Here is a 16,208-nt window from a genome sequence, read left to right on the forward strand (position 1 = left end):
ATAACGCAGTTCCGCTTGCGTTGAGACCCGACCTTGTCTCATAAGGAGCGAGTAGAGGGACTCATGCACGCAGAATTCGAGAATCGCGCTTCCAATCTTTCGCGCCGCCCGCGCCTGACCACGTTGATACGTGTGCGCTGGCTGGCCATTGCCGGGCAGACCGCCGCCGTCATGTTCGTGGCGCTCTATCTGCAATTTCCTTTTGCAGTCGGCATCTGTTTTGCTCTGATCGCCTGTTCAGCATGGCTCAACCTTTATCTGGCCTTCCGCTTTCCGACCAACCACCGGCTCAATCCGGCGGCGGCAAGCCTGGTTCTGGCGTTCGACGTTCTGCAATTGGCAGGGCTGCTCTATCTCACTGGCGGGTTGCAGAATCCTTTCATCATTTTGATGATCGTACCCGTCATTATCTCGGCGACGTCGCTTTCGGCTCGTCATACGCTGGTGCTCGCCTTGCTGGTGGTTGCCTGTACGTCGGTGCTTACCATCAGGCACGAACCGCTGCCCTGGTATCCGGGCGAAACGCTGGACCTGCCGTTTCTGTTCGTCATCGGCATCTGGTGCGCCATTATTTCGGCGCTCGGATTCACTGGCGTTTACGCCTATCGTATCGCCGAGGAAGCGCGTCAGCTGGGCGATGCATTGAGCGCTGCCGAACTTATTCTCCAGCGTGAACAGCATCTGTCGGCGCTGGATGGTCTGGCTGCCGCAGCCGCCCATGAATTGGGCACACCGCTGGCAACGATTGCGCTGGTGGTAAAGGAAATGCAGCGCGCCCGCACCACCGATCCGGGCCTTGCCGAAGACATCGCCTTGCTCCATTCCCAGACCCAGCGTTGCCGTGAAATTCTTCAGCGGCTGACCAGCCTATCTTCGGAGGGCGAGGAACACATGTCGCGCCTGCCGCTCTCCTCTCTCATCGAAGAGGTGATTGCGCCGCACCGCAACTTCGGTATCACGATTGACGTGCAGAAGACGGAAGGTCCGAAACCGGAACCCGTCACCCGGCGCAATCCCGGCCTTCTCTACGGTCTCGGCAATCTGGTGGAAAATGCCGTCGATTTTGCACGTGGTACGGTCAACGTGACCTGGGGCTGGACCGACGGTAATGTGAGCGTGACCATTCAGGATGATGGCGAGGGGTTCAAACCGGAAATCCTCGATCGTATCGGCGAGCCCTATATGACGAGCCGCGACAATACGCGGAACGGCGGCGGACTCGGCCTTGGTCTGTTCATCGCCAAGACTTTGCTGGAACGCTCAGGCGCGCATATCACCTTCCGCAATCGCAACAATCCCGGACAGGGCGCAGAAGTGAAGGTGGTGTGGCCGCGTTCAGCATTCACATCAGGCTGAAGAAGGATGCAGCATGACGATTCCGCTTGAAATCCAGAGGGCGACGGAGGAGTTCGACAAGTTTCTCCATATGGCTCGGGATGAGGCAGGGCTCGCTACACGCAATCAGGCCTATACGATGGTGGAAGCTGTGCTGCTCACCTTCCGCCACCGGTTGGAGGTCGATCAAGCGATTCGCTTTGCCACGATATTGCCAACCGTTCTTCGTGCGGTTTTTGTAGCAAACTGGGATATTGGTGAAGCGAAACAGCCATTTCTGAGCCGACAGGCATTGACCTGTGAAGTGCAATCTCTGCGCAAAGATCATAATTTTGCACCGGATTCAGCTATTTACGATGTTGCCAAGGCGCTGCGTGCGCATATCGATCAAGTGGAGCTGGACAGCTTTCTGGCCGGGCTATCCGCCGAGGCCCGGCAATATTGGGCCATCTGAGCAAAAGACTGCAGCTTACGCACGATTTTGCTATCAATTCCTTGTGTCCATTTTTAAAAATATTCTGAAAATACAATGGCTTGCATTGTTCTTGCGTATGGGCGAATGCTGAAATTGCTTCAACAATTCAATGGCTATTTGACTTTTTGACGCAGGGGTATCAATAAGGAAAGAAAAATACAGGCAGGAAGCACCCGATGGACGACTTGAAGCAGGAAGACACCGAAGCCATAGGCAACGATCCGACCCTCCTTCTGGTTGATGACGACAAGCCCTTTTTGCAGCGCCTTGCCCGCGCCATGGAGAGCCGGGGTTTTCAGGTGACAACTGCGGAATCGGTTGAGGAAGGCATTGCTGCCGCCAAGGCCGCCGCCCCGGCCTATGCGGTCGTGGATATGCGCCTCGGCGACGGCAACGGCCTCGACATCATAGAAGCTATTCGTTCGCGCCGTGCCGATACGCGCGCCATCGTTCTCACCGGATACGGCAATATCGCAACTGCTGTGAACGCTGTTAAGCTGGGCGCAATCGACTATCTGTCGAAGCCTGCCGATGCGGATGAGGTCTTCGCAGCATTGACCCGCCGTCCCGGCGAAAAGGTTGCGCCGCCGGAGAATCCGATGTCAGCCGACCGGGTTCGCTGGGAACATATCCAGCGCGTCTATGAAATGTGCGAACGCAATGTCTCCGAGACCGCACGTCGTCTCAACATGCATCGCCGTACATTGCAGCGCATTCTGGCCAAACGCGCGCCTCGTTAAATTGGACAGCTAAATCAATCTATTTCTGTCTCGGGTACATCGAGACCCGCAAGTTCGGCGATTGTCAGGCGGGCGGCGCCCGCCCGCGCAAAGCGTAGCATCAACGCCTTTCGGGTTGCGCCGGGCAATTTATGTTCTGGCGCATCACGCATAATTTCCGCCCCATATCCATCAGAGAGAATGAAGCCGCATTCTTGCGGAAATATTTCGCGCGGCACCGCCGGATGGGTGGCGAAGAACAGCCGGTCGCAGTAAGCGCGATATTCGGGCCATTTGTGATCTGCCTTCCAATCCTCGATCGACGATTTGATCTCCACGATCCAGATTTCACCCTTGCGGTTGACCGCCATCAGGTCGGCGCGCCTGCCGGATGCCAGCGGCAGTTCAGGCAATGTTGCAAGCCCCATTTCCAGAAAAAGACGCTGCACGCCACGCCGCACCAGCATGGCGTTCTCCGACTGTCGGCCGTCGGAAAGAGGATGGGTCTGGTTGGGAATCACGATCGGCATGGGCGCATTTTGTGCGTGGATTCAGATCGAAACAATCGGAAAACTGGGACGAGCCGTACGAAAACCGCGCTACCAAGGCAAACATGGCCAAAAAATGTCTTATTCAAGGAATTTTCAATTTACGGTTAACGCCTGGTTAACAATACTACCGCATCTTCGACAAGAATGAGCGATTCGCTTCTATCTCCGGCCCATCGTGGTCCCATTGACGGAATGAACCAATCTGGGGGAATGCATGAATTCTCGCGTCCTTAAACTGACGACGGCTCTTTTTCTGACAGGTGCATTGGCAGGCTGCTCGACCGTAGGCGGCACTTTCTATACCGCCTCCTATTCTTCGGTCACCGACGCCGGCTATGTCGTCCCGGCCATCCCGAGCGAAAAGATCCAGGCGCAATATCGCCGCCAGATCGTCAAATATCCAACGGACGAAGCCCCCGGCACGATCATCGTCGATACGCGGGAAAAGTTCCTCTATCTCATTATGCCGGAAGGCAAGGCCATGCGTTACGGCATTGGTGTTGGTCGTGAAGGATTTGAATGGTCCGGTACGGCGCGCGTCGCCATGAAGCGGGAATGGCCGACCTGGACGCCGCCTTCCGCCATGATCAAGCGCCAACCGGAACTGGCAAAATATCGCAACGGCATGGACCCCGGCCTGCGCAATCCGCTCGGCGCGCGCGCTCTATATCTCTACAACAAGGGTGGCGACACGGGCTATCGTCTGCACGGAACGCCGGAATGGTGGTCCATCGGCAAGGCAATGTCTTCCGGCTGCATCCGCCTCATGAATCAGGACATCATGGATCTTTACGACCGCACCGAACAGGGTGCCAAGGTCATCGTGAAGCAGTAGGTCCAGATGATGACAGATATGAAAAAGGCCGCTTCAAGCGGCCTTTTTCTTTACAAGTCTCAGCAAGGTCAGATCTGTTCGACCTGCTGCACTTCCGGCACGAAATGGCGCAGGAGGTTCTGAATGCCGTGCTTCAGCGTTGCAGTCGACGACGGGCAACCAGAGCATGCACCCTTCATGTTCAGGAACACGGTGCCGTTCTCGAAACCGCGGAAGGTGATGTCGCCACCATCCTGTGCAACTGCCGGACGAACGCGGGTCTCGATCAGTTCCTTGATGATCTCGACGGTTTCGGCATCGGCTTCATCGAAAAATTCTTCTTCGCCATGAGCGGCAGCAGCGTCTGCATTGCTGTTGCCAGCCATTGCAGGTGCGCCCGACATGAAATGTTCCATGATCGTGCCAAGAATGGCGGGCTTCAGATGCTGCCACTCGCCGTCTTCCTTGGTGACGGTGATGAAGTCATAACCGAAGAAAACACCGGTCACGCCCGGAACCGAAAAAAGCTTGGCTGCGAGCGGCGATGTGTTGCCCGCGGTGGAGGCGTCGCGGAAATCGGCGGTACCTTCCGGCATCACGACCTTGCCGGGAAGAAACTTCAGGGTCGCCGGGTTGGGCGTGGTTTCAGTCTGGATGAACATGCCAGTTGTCCCGCTTTCAGATTTTGGAACGATTCTCGTAAGCGCAGATACTCATGGACGCAAGTGCTGTCCCGATGCTGCGTGTATCAGTTGTCATCAATATAGGGTGATTAGGTCACCGCATCAATGTCATCGTCGCTCATACCTGCCGGAATGACCGTAACCGGGATCGGGAACTGGGAGCGGCTGGCAAGCGATTGCACGAGAGGGCCGGGGCCTTCCTTGCCCGAACCGGCAGCCAGAACCAGAATGGCGATGTCCTGATCTTCTTCGATGAGGCTAATCAATTCCGAGGCGGTTTCGCCCTCACGGATGTTGATTTCCGGCTCGATGCCTTGGGCTGCACGCACAGTTGCGGCGAATTTTTCCAGCGCTGCGCGAGCACGTTCCTGCGCTTCGGAACGCATGATTTCGCCGACACCCAGAATTTGCTGGAAATCAGAGTCATCAATCACGAAAAGCAGGATGAGAGAGCCGCCCGTATTTTTTGCACGGCGCGCGGCATATGCAACGGCGCGCCCGCATTCGGGCGTCTCATCGATGACGGCAAGAAACTTGCGGCGGTGACCGGCTTCCCGGCTAAGTCGTTTTGATACCATGGCCGCAATTTGCCATCGGGATTGACCGTCTGCAAGCTGACATTTGGTAGGTACTTGAAGATCGGATGATGATTTTCAAGTGAAGAGCGGCGGCAGCAAAAATGTTGCCGCTCGCTTGATCATTGAGAAGTTTAGTTCTGCAGCCAGCCGACGATGTCGCGAACATGGCGCATGGTCTGTTCGGCAATCACGCCAGCCCGCTCACCACCGTCGCGCAGAACGCTGTCGATGTAAGCCGGATCAGCGACCAGACGGCGCATCTCATGAGTGATAGGCGAAAGCTTTGCCACCGCGAGATCGGCAAGTGATGCCTTGAATTCGGAGAACTGGCGTCCGCCGAATTCGTTGAGCACGTCTTCCTTCGACTGAGAGGAAAGTGCTGCATAGATGCCAACCAGATTATCGGCTTCCGGACGACCGGCGAGACCGTCGAGCTCGGTGGGCAGGCCGTCCGAGTCGGTCTTTGCCTTGCGGATTTTCTTGGTGATGGTCTCTTCGTCGTCGATCAGATTGATGCGCGACAGATCGGACGGATCGGACTTCGACATCTTCTTGGTGCCGTCGCGCAGCGACATGATGCGCATGGCAGGGCCGGAGATCATCGGTTCCGTCATCGGGAAGAAGCCGGAAACCTGCTCGTCACCAACCTGCATATCCACGCCCACGCCGAGCGAAGCGATGCGATCCGAATAATCGTTGTTGAATTTCTGCGCGATGTCGCGGGTCAATTCCAGATGCTGCTTCTGGTCCTCACCCACCGGCACTGCGGTGGCGCGATAAAGCAGGATGTCGGCGGCCATCAGACTTGGATAAGCGAACAGGCCGAGCGAAGCGTTTTCGCGGTCCTTGCCTGCCTTGTCCTTGAACTGGGTCATGCGGCTCATCCAGCCGATGCGCGCGATGCAGTTAAATACCCATGCCAGCTCTGCGTGCTGCATGACGCGGCTCTGGTTGAAGACGATGCTTCTCTTCGGGTCGATACCGGCAGCAAGGAAAGCCGCGGTGACTTCACGGGTCGATTGCATCAGCTCAGCCGGATCGGGCGAAATGGTCAGCGCGTGCATGTCCACGACGCAATAGATGCATTCCTGCGTTTCCTGAACCTCGACCCACCGCTTGATCGCCCCAAGGTAATTGCCGAGGTGAAGATTTCCGGTCGGTTGGACGCCGGAGAAGACAAGCGGTTTGAACGTGCTCATGGCTTTATCCTAAAAAAGTTAGCCCCGCCGGTGGAGAGCGGGGATTTTGAATGCTGGTCTTTTCGCAGAGACGCAGCCGCCTTTCAAGCTTGAATTATTGCTCGCTTTCAGGGGCTTTCTTTGCCGCACCGCGCTTGATGTTGCGACGGATCATTCCCGTATTGGCGCCACCCAGACCGAAGGCCAAACCGAAATAGACCACCATTGCCGCAACAACGATAGCGGTGACGGTTCCCGCCCGCAGAGCAAGCGGCGCTGCGGAGGAAAGCTCGTAGGCAAAATGGCCGATGGCATAGTGGATTCCGAATGCCATGATCGCGGCAGCGATGAGGAGACGCGGAATACGGGTGAGCAGCGGAATATCCCGCCCCCAATGGCCGCGCTTCACGAGCATGGCGAACAGCAGGATAGCGTTGACCCATCCGGCAACGATTTCAGCCGTGGCGATGCCGGTCGGACCGAAATGCGGGAAAAGCGTGATGGCGAGCGAGACGTTCACCGCCACCGAAATGGCAGCGAAGATCATCGGTGTGCGGGTGTCTTCGCGGGCAAAAAAACCGGGAATGAACGCCTTGATCAGCACGAACGCGGGCAGGCCGAGGCCGTAGATGGCCAGAATATTGGAAACGACGAGCGTGGAATCCGGGCTGAACTTGCCGCGTTCGAACAGAAGCCGGACGATAGGTTCCGACATGACGAGCAGGGCAGCAGCGGCCGGTAGCGTTAGAAACAAGGTGAACTCAACCGAGCGGTTCTGAAGGTTCGACGCTTCTTTCATGTGCCCGCCACGCAGCGCGCGTGACAGTTCCGGGAGAAGCACGGTTGCGACGGCGATGCCGACGACGCCGAGCGGAAGCTGATAGATGCGGTCCGCATAGACGAGCGACGATACCGCGCCTTCCATGCCGGATGCGATATTGGTGTTGATGAGCAGGTTGATCTGCGTGATGCCGCCGGTGATCGCTGCGGGCAGTGCTAGCACGAGAAGCCGTTTGACGTTCGAGGTCAGACGTGGACGGCGGAAGCCGATCTTGATACCTGCATTGCGCACGGCGATCCACACAATGGCAAGCTGGACCAGACCTGCAGCCATCACGCCCCACGAAAGGCCATAGCCGACCGAAAGCGCGTCATAGCCACGCCACCACGCGAAAGCCAGAACCCCGATCAGGATGATGTTGAGGAATACCGGCGCAATGGCCGCTGCAAAATAGCGATGCAGCGAATTCAACATCCCGCCCATCATCGCCGCCAGCGACATACAGGCGAGATAGGGGAACATGATAACGGCGAGACGCACCGTATTGTCGAACTTCACCGGATCGTCGGTGAAACCCGGTGCAATTATCGTCCGTACGATGAAGGGCATCGAAAGTTCCATCACGATGGTCAGGAACAGAAGCACCGTGAAGAGAACGCCGAACACTTCTTCGGAAAAACGGCGCGCGCCGTCCATGCCGTTCTTCTCTATTTCCTTGGCAAAAAGCGGCACGAAGGCTGAATTGAACGCGCCTTCGGCAAAGAGCCGGCGAAAGGTGTTCGGGAACCGGAAAGCGGCATTGAAGGCGTCGGCTACTGGACCGGTGCCGAGCGCTGCCGCCATGAACATCTCGCGCGTGAAGCCGAAAATGCGGCTCATCAGCGTTCCGGACGCGACCGTGGCGAACTTTTTGACCAAACTCATTTACTGAAAAACCTATGCTGCGGCCTGAGATGAGCGGCCGTTTGTCTTGCTGCCATTTTCGCCGCTGAGAACACCAAGCAGCTTGCGCCTGATATTGCCCTGACGGGTGGCGTTTGAAATCTTGTGGCCCACAAGGTCAGTCACATAAAAACTGTCGATCACTTTCTCGCCGAAGGTGGTGATATGAGCCGATGCAATATCCAGCGAAAGGTCGGAAATAAGGCCAGTCAGTTCTGAAAGCAAACCGGGCCGGTCCAGACCTTCCACTTCAATGACGGTAAACTTGTTCGAAAGCGTGTTGTTGATCTCGACTCGCGGTTCCACCTTGAACGCCTTGGCGGCCCTCTTCGGCTTGGTGCGCTTGGCCAGCACGTCGGGCAGATGGGCCTTGCCGGACAAAACATCCTCAATGACCTTGCCGACGCGTTCGGCACGGCGGCGCTCGTCGTCATCAGTGTCGAACTCGCGGCTGATGAGAATGGTATCCAGTGCGCGTCCATCGCCAGTGGTGAAAATCTGCGCGTCGACGATGTTGGCGCCAGCCGCTGCGCAGGCGCCGGTGATGATCGACAACAGACGCGGATGGTCAGGCGCCAGTACCGTGATTTCCGTAACCGCCTCGAAAGTATGCGGCTTGGCCATGGTGGCCAGCGCCCGCTCGTTGCGGTCGGCTTCGCGAATGAAATGGGCGTGCCGGACCTGATCCTCGAGGCTGACAGTCAGGAAATAGTTGGTGTAATGAAGCGCCAGATATGCATCGCGCTTGTCCTTCGGCCAATCAGAGAGCCGGTCCGCCAGCGCCTCTCGCGCCTGATGGTCGCGGTCGGCACGGGACAATTCCGAAAAGCCACCGGTCAGGACCAGTTCGGTTTCGTAGAAGAGCGTGCGCAGAAGCTGGCCCTTCCAGCCATTCCACACGCCGGGACCAACCGCCTTGATATCGCAGACGGTCAGGATCAGGAGGAGCTTCAACCGCTCCATGGTCTGCACGGTGTCGGCGAAGTCGATGATGGTCTTGCGATCGTTGAGATCACGTGACTGCGCGACCATGCTCATGGTCAGATGTTCGCGCACAAGCCATTCAACGGTTTCTGTTTCGGTAGGGGTAAGACCCAGCCGTGGTCCCAGCCTGCGGGCGATGCGCGCACCAGCAACGGAATGATCTTCCGGGCGCCCCTTGGCGATGTCGTGCAAGAGCAGCGCCACATAAAGCAGGTTGCGGTCGCGCTTGACTGTCGTGATGAGGTGGTTTGAAAGCGGGTGCTCGTTTTCAAGCTCACCATGCTCGATTTCCGACAGCACGGCGATGCAACGCAACAAATGCTCGTCCACCGTATAATGGTGGTACATGTTGAACTGCATCATGGCGACGATCTTGCCGAAGTCAGGAATGAATTTTCCAAGCACGCCGGATTCGTTCATGCGACGCAGGATGAGTTCGGGGTTGCGCGGCGAGGTCAGGATTTCAAGGAAAAGCTTGTTCGCTTCAGGATTTTCACGCAGATCGGAATTGATGAGTTTCAGCGAGCGGGTGAGGCTTTGCATCGCTTCGGGGTGAAATTCCAGCCCGTGTTTGTCGGCCAGATGGAAGAGACGAATGATATTGACCGGGTCTTCCTTGAAAACCTCTGGCCGTGCGATGTTGATGCGGTGATTTTCCGAAACGAAGTCGCCGTCGGCGGAAAGCTTGCGTTTGCGTCGCGAGAACGTAAGGAAAATGCGGTTGAAGCCCGGTACATGCTTGGCCTGCTGCTCCTCCAGCGCTGCGCTGATGATGCGGGTGAGATCGCCCACATCCTTGGCCACGAGGAAGTAATGCTTCATGAAACGTTCGACATAGTTCTGGCCGGGATGCGCCGTATAGCCAAGGCGTTGGGCGATTTCCGGCTGGATGTCGAAGGAAAGGCGTTCTTCTGCCTTCAACGTCGCGAAATGCATGTGGCACCGCACCGCCCAAAGAAAATCTTCCGCCTTGTTGAACAGCTTCAGCTCGGCTCGTGACAGAACGCCGAGCTTGACCAGCTCTTCTTTCGTTTTGACACGGTAAAAATATTTGGTGATCCAGAACAGCGTATGCAGGTCGCGCTGGCCGCCCTTGCCTTCCTTGACGTTCGGCTCAACCAGATAGCGGGTTTCGCCTGCCTTGCGGTGGCGCTGGTCGCGCTCGGCAAGCTTGGCCTGGATGAATTCCGGGCCGGTATCCTTGACGATTTCCTCGTCGAAGCGGGTAACAAGCGTTTTGAAGAGCTCGCGATTGCCGGTGAGAAATCGCGCATCGAGAATTGCCGTGCGGATCGTCATGTCTTCGCGCGAAAGCCGGATGCACTCATCGATGTTGCGCGTGGAATGACCGACTTTCAGTCCCATGTCCCACAGCATGTAGAGCATGTATTCGACAACTTGCTCGCCCCAGGGGGTCTGCTTGTAGGGCAGCAGAAACAGAAGATCGATATCTGACCCAGGCGCCAGCCCGCCGCGCCCGTAACCGCCGACCGCGACGATAGCCATGTTCTCGGCCTTCGACGGGTTGATCATCGGATAGGCTTTGGTGGTGGCGAATTCAAACAGCGCCTCAATCAGCGTATCCATGAGAAAGGACAGGCGTTTGGCGCAGAGCGTGCCGCCACCATCCTTCATCAACATGCCTTCGGCATTGGCGCGACCGCGCACCAAAGCGTCCTTCAGAGCCTGAAGCACCACTTTTCGCACGGTAGGACTGGTGTAGTTTTCGTCCGTGGAATCCGCCAGTTCGTTGAGCTTGCGGCGTAGCGTCTCGGGATTGACGATCTCTTCCAGCTTAAGGTCGTGTGCGCTCATGCGGCATGTAGATCCGGTTTGCGGAGAAAAGGATAGTGGACGATGGCTATCCTATAGCCGCTTTTATGGATGATGAATATCCAAAAGCAAAGGCCGGGAAAACCCGGCCTTTGTATTGCTCTTCGCTGATCTTTCAGTTCGTCGCGTTATAGGCGGTAATTGCCGCCATATTGACGATGTCGGAATCCTTCGCTCCGATGGTGACGATCTGCGCTGGCTTGTCGAGACCGACGAGCAACGGGCCGATAATCGTTGCGCCACCCAGTTCCTGCAGCATGTCGGCGGCAATCGAGGCCGAATGATTGTCCGGTGTGACGATCACATTGGCCGGGCCCGACAGGCGGATGAACGGATATTGTTCCATCAGCTTCGGGTTCAGCGCCACATCGGCACTCATTTCGCCGTCGAATTCGAAATCGACATGACGCGTTGCGAGAATGCGGACGGCTTCCTGAATGCGCGCGGAGCGTTCACCGCCCATATGACCGAAGGTCGAGAAGGCGGTCAGTGCAACACGTGGTACATAACCCATGCGGCGCGCCATGCCCGCAGCTTCAACCGCAATATCGGCAAGCTCGGCTGCGGTCGGCATTTCATGAACGGCGGTATCGGCGATGAACACCGTGCGTCCACGGCAAAGTGCGATGGAGACGCCAACCATGCGGTGGCCGGGCTTGGAATCGATCACGCGGCGCACGTCGTCCAGACCCGTCGCGTAATTGCGGGTCACGCCCGTTACCATACCGTCGGCATCGCCGAGCGCCACCATGCAGGCCGCAAAATGATTGCGGTCATTGTTGATGAGCCGGTGGCAATCGCGTGTCAGATAGCCCTTGCGCTGCAGTTTCTCGTAGAGATAGTCGGCATAGGCCGCATTGCGGCTCGAAAGGCGCGCATTGATGATTTCGATGCCGGGACGGTCGAGATCAAGACCAGCAGCCTTGGCCGTATCCCTCACCCGTTCCTCGCGGCCAACCAGAATAGCGGTGCCGAGACCCTGATTGACGTAGGAAACGGCGGCACGCATCACCTGTTCTTCTTCACCTTCGGCAAAGACGATGCGCTTCGGCTGACGACGCACGCGCTCATAGATGCCGCGCAGCGTCGAGGCGATCGGATCGCGTCGTGCCGACAGTTCGCGCTTGTAGCCTTCGATGTCGGCAATGGCACGCCCGGCAACGCCGGTTTCCATCGCTGCCCTGGCGACGGCAGCCGAGACGGATGCAAGCAGACGCGGATCAAACGGCACCGGAATGATGTAACTTGAGCCGAAGCGCGGACGGCTGCCCTGATAGGCGGCAACCACATCGTCCGGCACGTCCTCGCGGGCAAGTTCGGCCAATGCATTGACGGCTGCGATTTTCATCGCATCGTTGATGGTGGTTGCACGTACGTCGAGTGCGCCACGGAAGATGTAAGGAAAACCAAGGACATTGTTGACCTGGTTCGGATAATCCGAACGACCGGTGGCAACGATGGCATCGTCGCGGATGCGCGCCACTTCTTCGGGCGTTACTTCCGGGTCGGGATTGGCCATGGCGAAGATGATCGGGTTCGGCGCCATGGAACGGACCATGTCTTCGGTGAACGCGCCTTTGGCCGAAAGGCCGAACACGACATCCGCACCGTTCATGGCATCTGCGAGCGACCGCTTGTCGGTTTTCACCGCATGGGCGGACTTCCACTGGTTCATGCCCTCTTCGCGGCCCTGATAGACGACGCCCTTGGTGTCGCACAGGATGACGTTTTCCGAGGCAAAACCCATCGCCTTGATAAGCTCGATACAGGCAATACCCGCCGAACCCGCTCCATTGCAGACGAGCTTCGTCGTCTTCATGTCGCGGCCGGTCAGATGCAGCGCATTGATGAGGCCGGCAGCGGCGATGATAGCCGTTCCGTGCTGGTCGTCGTGGAAAACCGGAATGTCCATCAATTCGCGCAGGCGCTGCTCGATGATGAAGCAGTCGGGCGCCTTGATATCCTCCAGATTGATGCCGCCGAACGACGGTCCGAGATAGCGTACCGCATTGATGAAGGCATCGATGTCGGTCGTATCGACCTCAAGATCGATGGAATCGACATCGGCAAAGCGCTTGAACAGCACGGCCTTGCCTTCCATCACCGGCTTGGATGCGAGCGCACCCAGATTGCCGAGCCCGAGAATGGCGGTGCCGTTCGAAATGACAGCGACGAGATTGCCCTTTGCCGTATAGTCATAGGCGCGGGCGGCGTCTTCAGCGATTGCCTTCACCGGCACGGCAACGCCCGGAGAATAGGCGAGCGACAGATCGCGCTGCGTGGTCATGGGCTTGGTGGGGTTGATCTCCAGCTTGCCCGGGCGACCGTGCGCGTGAAAGTCTAGCGCTTCCTTCTCACTGGCTGTGGGTGCGCGTTCTGATGTGTTGCCCTTCGGCGTCGAGGCTGGCATGTTCCCTCCGGTTTCATCTGCGGGAGAACCTCGATAGCGCCAGTCACGCATCGTGTAAACAGTGCTTCGAGGAATAGATATTCATCCAAAAACGATGGAATACGAAATTTTATAACTTTAGCCTCGCCGGCTAAGCAATAAATGAAGGTTTTTAGATGGAAACGACGGCTAACGAACACGGCTCGGAAGCGGAAGAAAACACCGCCGAGGCAGCGCCCGTTCGCCTGACGCCCATGATGGAACAATATATTGAGATCAAGGCGGCGAATGTCGATTCGTTGCTCTTCTATCGCATGGGCGATTTTTACGAGCTGTTCTTCGATGATGCAGTGGAAGCCTCTGCGGCACTCGGCATCACGCTCACCAAGCGCGGCAAGCATCTGGGCGAGGATATTCCCATGTGCGGCGTGCCGGTCCATGCCGCCGACGATTATCTGCAGAAGCTGATCGCCAAGGGCTATCGCGTCGCGGTTTGCGAACAGGTGGAAGACCCGGCAGAGGCGAAGAAGCGCGGCTCCAAATCGGTGGTGAAGCGCGATGTGATCCGTCTCGTCACACCGGGCACGCTGACCGAAGAAAAGCTGCTGGATCCGTCCGAAGCCAATTTCCTGATGGCGATGGGGCGCACGCGCGGCGATGGTGCGCTGGCGCTCGCCTGGATCGACATTTCAACCGGAACTTTCCGTGTGGCGGAAACCACGCCGGACCGGCTTTTCGCCGATGTGATGCGGGTCGACCCGCGCGAACTGGTCGTGGCTGACAGCGCCTTCCACGATGAGGAGCTACGCCCGGTCTTCGATCTGGTCGGCAAGGCGGTAACGCCGCAACCGGCGACCCTCTTTGACAGCGCGGCTGCGGAAACGCGCATCCAACGCTATTTCAATGTGGCAACGCTTGATGGTTTCGGCCAGTTCAGCCGTCCTGAACTTTCAGCTATTTCCGGTGCAATCGCCTATATCGAGAAGACGCAGATTTCCGAGCGCCCACCCTTGATGCGACCCGAACGCGAACATGAGGGCGGCACGCTTTTTATCGACCCGGCCACACGCGCCAGTCTGGAACTTGCCCGCACCATGTCGGGCAATCGAGACGGCAGTTTGCTGAAGGCGGTTGATCGCACGGTGACGGGCGGCGGTGCGCGACTCCTTGCCGAACGCCTGACCGCGCCGCTGACCAATCCGAAGGAAATCGCGCTGCGGCTCGATTCCGTTTCCTGGTTCCTGAGCGAGCAGTCGCTCTGTGAAGCCATGCGCGCGGAACTGAAGGGCGTGCCGGATATGCCGCGCGGTCTTTCGCGCCTTGCCGTCGGGCGCGGTGGCCCGCGTGATCTGGGTAGCCTTGCCCGAGGCTTCGAGGCTGCGCATGTCATTGCGAGCCTGCTGGAAAGCGCTTTGCTGCCCGACGAACTGGCACATGCCCGCGATGCCGTCAGTGCCATGCCCGCCATCTTTACCGCCCATCTCGACCGGGCCTTGGCTGATGAATTGCCGCTTCTGAAACGCGATGGTGGTTTTGTACGCGGAGGCTATAATTCCGAACTCGATGAAATGCGGGCTTTGCGTGACCAGTCACGCCGGGTGATCGCCGGTCTGCAGGCCAATTATATCGAAGAAACCGGTATCAAGTCGCTGAAGATCAAGCATAACAATGTGCTTGGCTATTTTATCGAGGTGACGGCCAACAATGCCGGGGCGATGACGGATACGGATGAAGCCAAGAGCCGTTTCATCCATCGCCAGACCATGGCCAATGCCATGCGCTTTACCACGACCGAACTGGCGGAACTGGAAAGCAAGATCGCCAATGCTGCCGACCGCGCATTGTCAATCGAGCTTGCCGTGTTTGAGGAATTGACGGCGGAAGCGGTCTCCCATGCTGATAGTATCCGTGCCGCCGCATCGGCGCTCGCTGTTTTCGACGTCTCGGCATCGCTTGCCGTGCTGGCGGAAGAGCAGGGCTATTGCCGCCCGCAAGTCGATGACAGTCTGTCCTTTAACATTGTCGCGGGTCGTCATCCGGTCGTAGAGCAGGCCCTCCGGCGTCAAGCGGCCAATCCGTTCGTCGCCAATGATTGCGATCTCTCGCCGCAAGCAGACGGCGGCAATGGTGCGATCTGGCTTCTGACCGGCCCGAACATGGGCGGTAAGTCAACCTTCCTGCGCCAGAATGCGCTGATTGCGATCATGGCACAGATGGGCTCCTTCGTGCCTGCGGGTTCTGCAAAGATCGGTGTCGTGGACAGGCTGTTCAGTCGTGTCGGTGCTTCCGACGATCTGGCACGCGGGCGTTCAACCTTTATGGTTGAAATGGTGGAAACGGCTGCGATCCTCAATCAGGCAGGCGAACGCTCGCTGGTGATCCTCGATGAGATCGGGCGCGGTACAGCCACTTTCGACGGATTGTCCATTGCCTGGGCAGCGGTTGAATATCTGCATGAGAAGAACCGTTGCCGGGCTTTGTTTGCCACGCATTTCCATGAAATGACTGCACTTTCAGAAAAGCTTGAGCGGCTTTCCAACGTCACCATGCGGGTCAAGGAGTGGGACAATGATGTCGTCTTCCTGCATGAGGTGGCGAAAGGGGCTGCCGATCGTTCCTATGGCGTGCAGGTGGCGCGTCTGGCGGGGCTGCCCGAAGCGGTCGTCAATCGCGCGCGCGATGTGCTGCACCAGCTTGAAGCGGGCGAAACCTCGGGCAAGGCGGACAAGCTGATCGATGATCTGCCGCTGTTCTCTGTCGTCTTGCAGCAGGAAAAGCCGAAGCTGCAGGTTCAGGGGAAAGATAGTGACCTGACCAAGGCTGTCTCTGCAATCAGTCCAGACGAACTGACTCCGCGAGAAGCGCTGGATCTGATCTACAAGTTGAAGGAACTGGCAGGCAGGGCGTGATGGGTTCTGGCCAGGTAGGGTGCCCCAGTCTGTTTGA

The 16,208-nt window shown here is 57.7% G+C and carries 12 protein-coding genes; 5 read left to right on the top strand and 7 right to left on the bottom strand.

The features are described 5' to 3' along the window. Window positions 1-63 precede the first annotated feature (63 nt). From OANT_RS00750 to regA, 3 genes are all read left to right on the top strand, one after another. Window positions 64-1,356, top strand: a complete 1,293-nt coding sequence (locus OANT_RS00750; RefSeq protein ID WP_010657984.1) for an ActS/PrrB/RegB family redox-sensitive histidine kinase — start codon at window positions 64-66, stop codon at window positions 1,354-1,356. Window positions 1,357-1,369: 13 nt separating this feature from the next. Next, window positions 1,370-1,789, top strand: coding sequence for a DUF2267 domain-containing protein (locus OANT_RS00755; protein ID WP_011982359.1), 420 nt, complete (start codon window positions 1,370-1,372; stop codon window positions 1,787-1,789). A gap of 197 nt (window positions 1,790-1,986) precedes the next feature. Further along, window positions 1,987-2,550, top strand: a complete 564-nt coding sequence (gene regA, locus OANT_RS00760; RefSeq protein WP_006465866.1) for a global response regulator transcription factor RegA — start codon at window positions 1,987-1,989, stop codon at window positions 2,548-2,550. A gap of 14 nt (window positions 2,551-2,564) precedes the next feature. Here the strand turns inward: regA and OANT_RS00765 are convergent, their stop codons facing one another. After that, window positions 2,565-3,059, bottom strand: coding sequence for an MmcB family DNA repair protein (locus OANT_RS00765; protein WP_011982360.1), 495 nt, complete (start codon window positions 3,057-3,059; stop codon window positions 2,565-2,567). Window positions 3,060-3,294: 235 nt separating this feature from the next. Here OANT_RS00765 and OANT_RS00770 point away from each other — a divergent pair, with 235 nt between their 5' ends. Beyond that, window positions 3,295-3,915, top strand: a complete 621-nt coding sequence (locus OANT_RS00770) for a L,D-transpeptidase (protein WP_011982361.1) — start codon at window positions 3,295-3,297, stop codon at window positions 3,913-3,915. A gap of 68 nt (window positions 3,916-3,983) precedes the next feature. Here the strand turns inward: OANT_RS00770 and OANT_RS00775 are convergent, their stop codons facing one another. The 6 genes from OANT_RS00775 to OANT_RS00800 all read right to left on the bottom strand — a co-directional run bounded on the left by OANT_RS00775 (window position 3,984) and on the right by OANT_RS00800 (window position 13,283). Further along, the gene (locus tag OANT_RS00775) at window positions 3,984-4,556 is read right to left on the bottom strand and encodes a NifU family protein (protein WP_010657988.1); all 573 of its coding nucleotides are present in this window, start codon (window positions 4,554-4,556) and stop codon (window positions 3,984-3,986) included. 110 nt (window positions 4,557-4,666) lie between these two features. Next, entirely contained in the window at window positions 4,667-5,155 is a 489-nt protein-coding gene (locus tag OANT_RS00780; protein WP_010657989.1) for a universal stress protein, read from the bottom strand. Window positions 5,156-5,286: 131 nt separating this feature from the next. After that, window positions 5,287-6,354: a tryptophan--tRNA ligase gene (gene trpS / locus OANT_RS00785; protein ID WP_010657990.1), complete on the bottom strand. Its 1,068-nt coding sequence runs from the start codon at window positions 6,352-6,354 to the stop codon at window positions 5,287-5,289. A gap of 94 nt (window positions 6,355-6,448) precedes the next feature. Beyond that, window positions 6,449-8,038 (bottom strand): murein biosynthesis integral membrane protein MurJ, encoded by a 1,590-nt coding sequence (gene murJ / locus OANT_RS00790; protein ID WP_010657991.1) that lies wholly within the window; start codon window positions 8,036-8,038, stop codon window positions 6,449-6,451. Between the two features lie 12 nt (window positions 8,039-8,050). Then, the gene (locus OANT_RS00795; protein ID WP_011982362.1) at window positions 8,051-10,855 is read right to left on the bottom strand and encodes a [protein-PII] uridylyltransferase; all 2,805 of its coding nucleotides are present in this window, start codon (window positions 10,853-10,855) and stop codon (window positions 8,051-8,053) included. Window positions 10,856-10,988: 133 nt separating this feature from the next. Next, complete coding sequence (locus OANT_RS00800) at window positions 10,989-13,283, bottom strand: NADP-dependent malic enzyme (RefSeq protein WP_011982363.1); 2,295 nt, start codon at window positions 13,281-13,283, stop codon at window positions 10,989-10,991. A 155-nt stretch (window positions 13,284-13,438) separates the two neighbouring features. Between OANT_RS00800 and mutS the strand changes: the two genes are divergently transcribed. Further along, a complete protein-coding gene (gene mutS, locus OANT_RS00805) occupies window positions 13,439-16,171 on the top strand; it encodes a DNA mismatch repair protein MutS (RefSeq protein ID WP_011982364.1) in 2,733 nt (910 codons plus the stop codon). Window positions 16,172-16,208 lie beyond the last annotated feature (37 nt).

This window comes from Brucella anthropi ATCC 49188 (genome assembly GCF_000017405.1).
Taxonomy (GTDB): Bacteria; Pseudomonadota; Alphaproteobacteria; order Rhizobiales; family Rhizobiaceae; genus Brucella; species Brucella anthropi.

What these genes read in the sequence shown, in the direction of transcription:
- OANT_RS00750 (WP_010657984.1), top strand. Translation starts at nt 64, where the DNA reads ATGCACGCAGAATTCGAGAATCGCGCTTCCAATCTTTCGCGCCGCCCG.
- OANT_RS00755 (WP_011982359.1), top strand. Translation starts at nt 1,370, where the DNA reads ATGACGATTCCGCTTGAAATCCAGAGGGCGACGGAGGAGTTCGACAAG.
- regA (WP_006465866.1), top strand. Translation starts at nt 1,987, where the DNA reads ATGGACGACTTGAAGCAGGAAGACACCGAAGCCATAGGCAACGATCCG.
- OANT_RS00765 (WP_011982360.1), bottom strand. Translation starts at nt 3,059, where the DNA reads ATGCCGATCGTGATTCCCAACCAGACCCATCCTCTTTCCGACGGCCGA.
- OANT_RS00770 (WP_011982361.1), top strand. Translation starts at nt 3,295, where the DNA reads ATGAATTCTCGCGTCCTTAAACTGACGACGGCTCTTTTTCTGACAGGT.
- OANT_RS00775 (WP_010657988.1), bottom strand. Translation starts at nt 4,556, where the DNA reads ATGTTCATCCAGACTGAAACCACGCCCAACCCGGCGACCCTGAAGTTT.
- OANT_RS00780 (WP_010657989.1), bottom strand. Translation starts at nt 5,155, where the DNA reads ATGGTATCAAAACGACTTAGCCGGGAAGCCGGTCACCGCCGCAAGTTT.
- trpS (WP_010657990.1), bottom strand. Translation starts at nt 6,354, where the DNA reads ATGAGCACGTTCAAACCGCTTGTCTTCTCCGGCGTCCAACCGACCGGA.
- murJ (WP_010657991.1), bottom strand. Translation starts at nt 8,038, where the DNA reads ATGAGTTTGGTCAAAAAGTTCGCCACGGTCGCGTCCGGAACGCTGATG.
- OANT_RS00795 (WP_011982362.1), bottom strand. Translation starts at nt 10,855, where the DNA reads ATGAGCGCACACGACCTTAAGCTGGAAGAGATCGTCAATCCCGAGACG.
- OANT_RS00800 (WP_011982363.1), bottom strand. Translation starts at nt 13,283, where the DNA reads ATGCCAGCCTCGACGCCGAAGGGCAACACATCAGAACGCGCACCCACA.
- mutS (WP_011982364.1), top strand. Translation starts at nt 13,439, where the DNA reads ATGGAAACGACGGCTAACGAACACGGCTCGGAAGCGGAAGAAAACACC.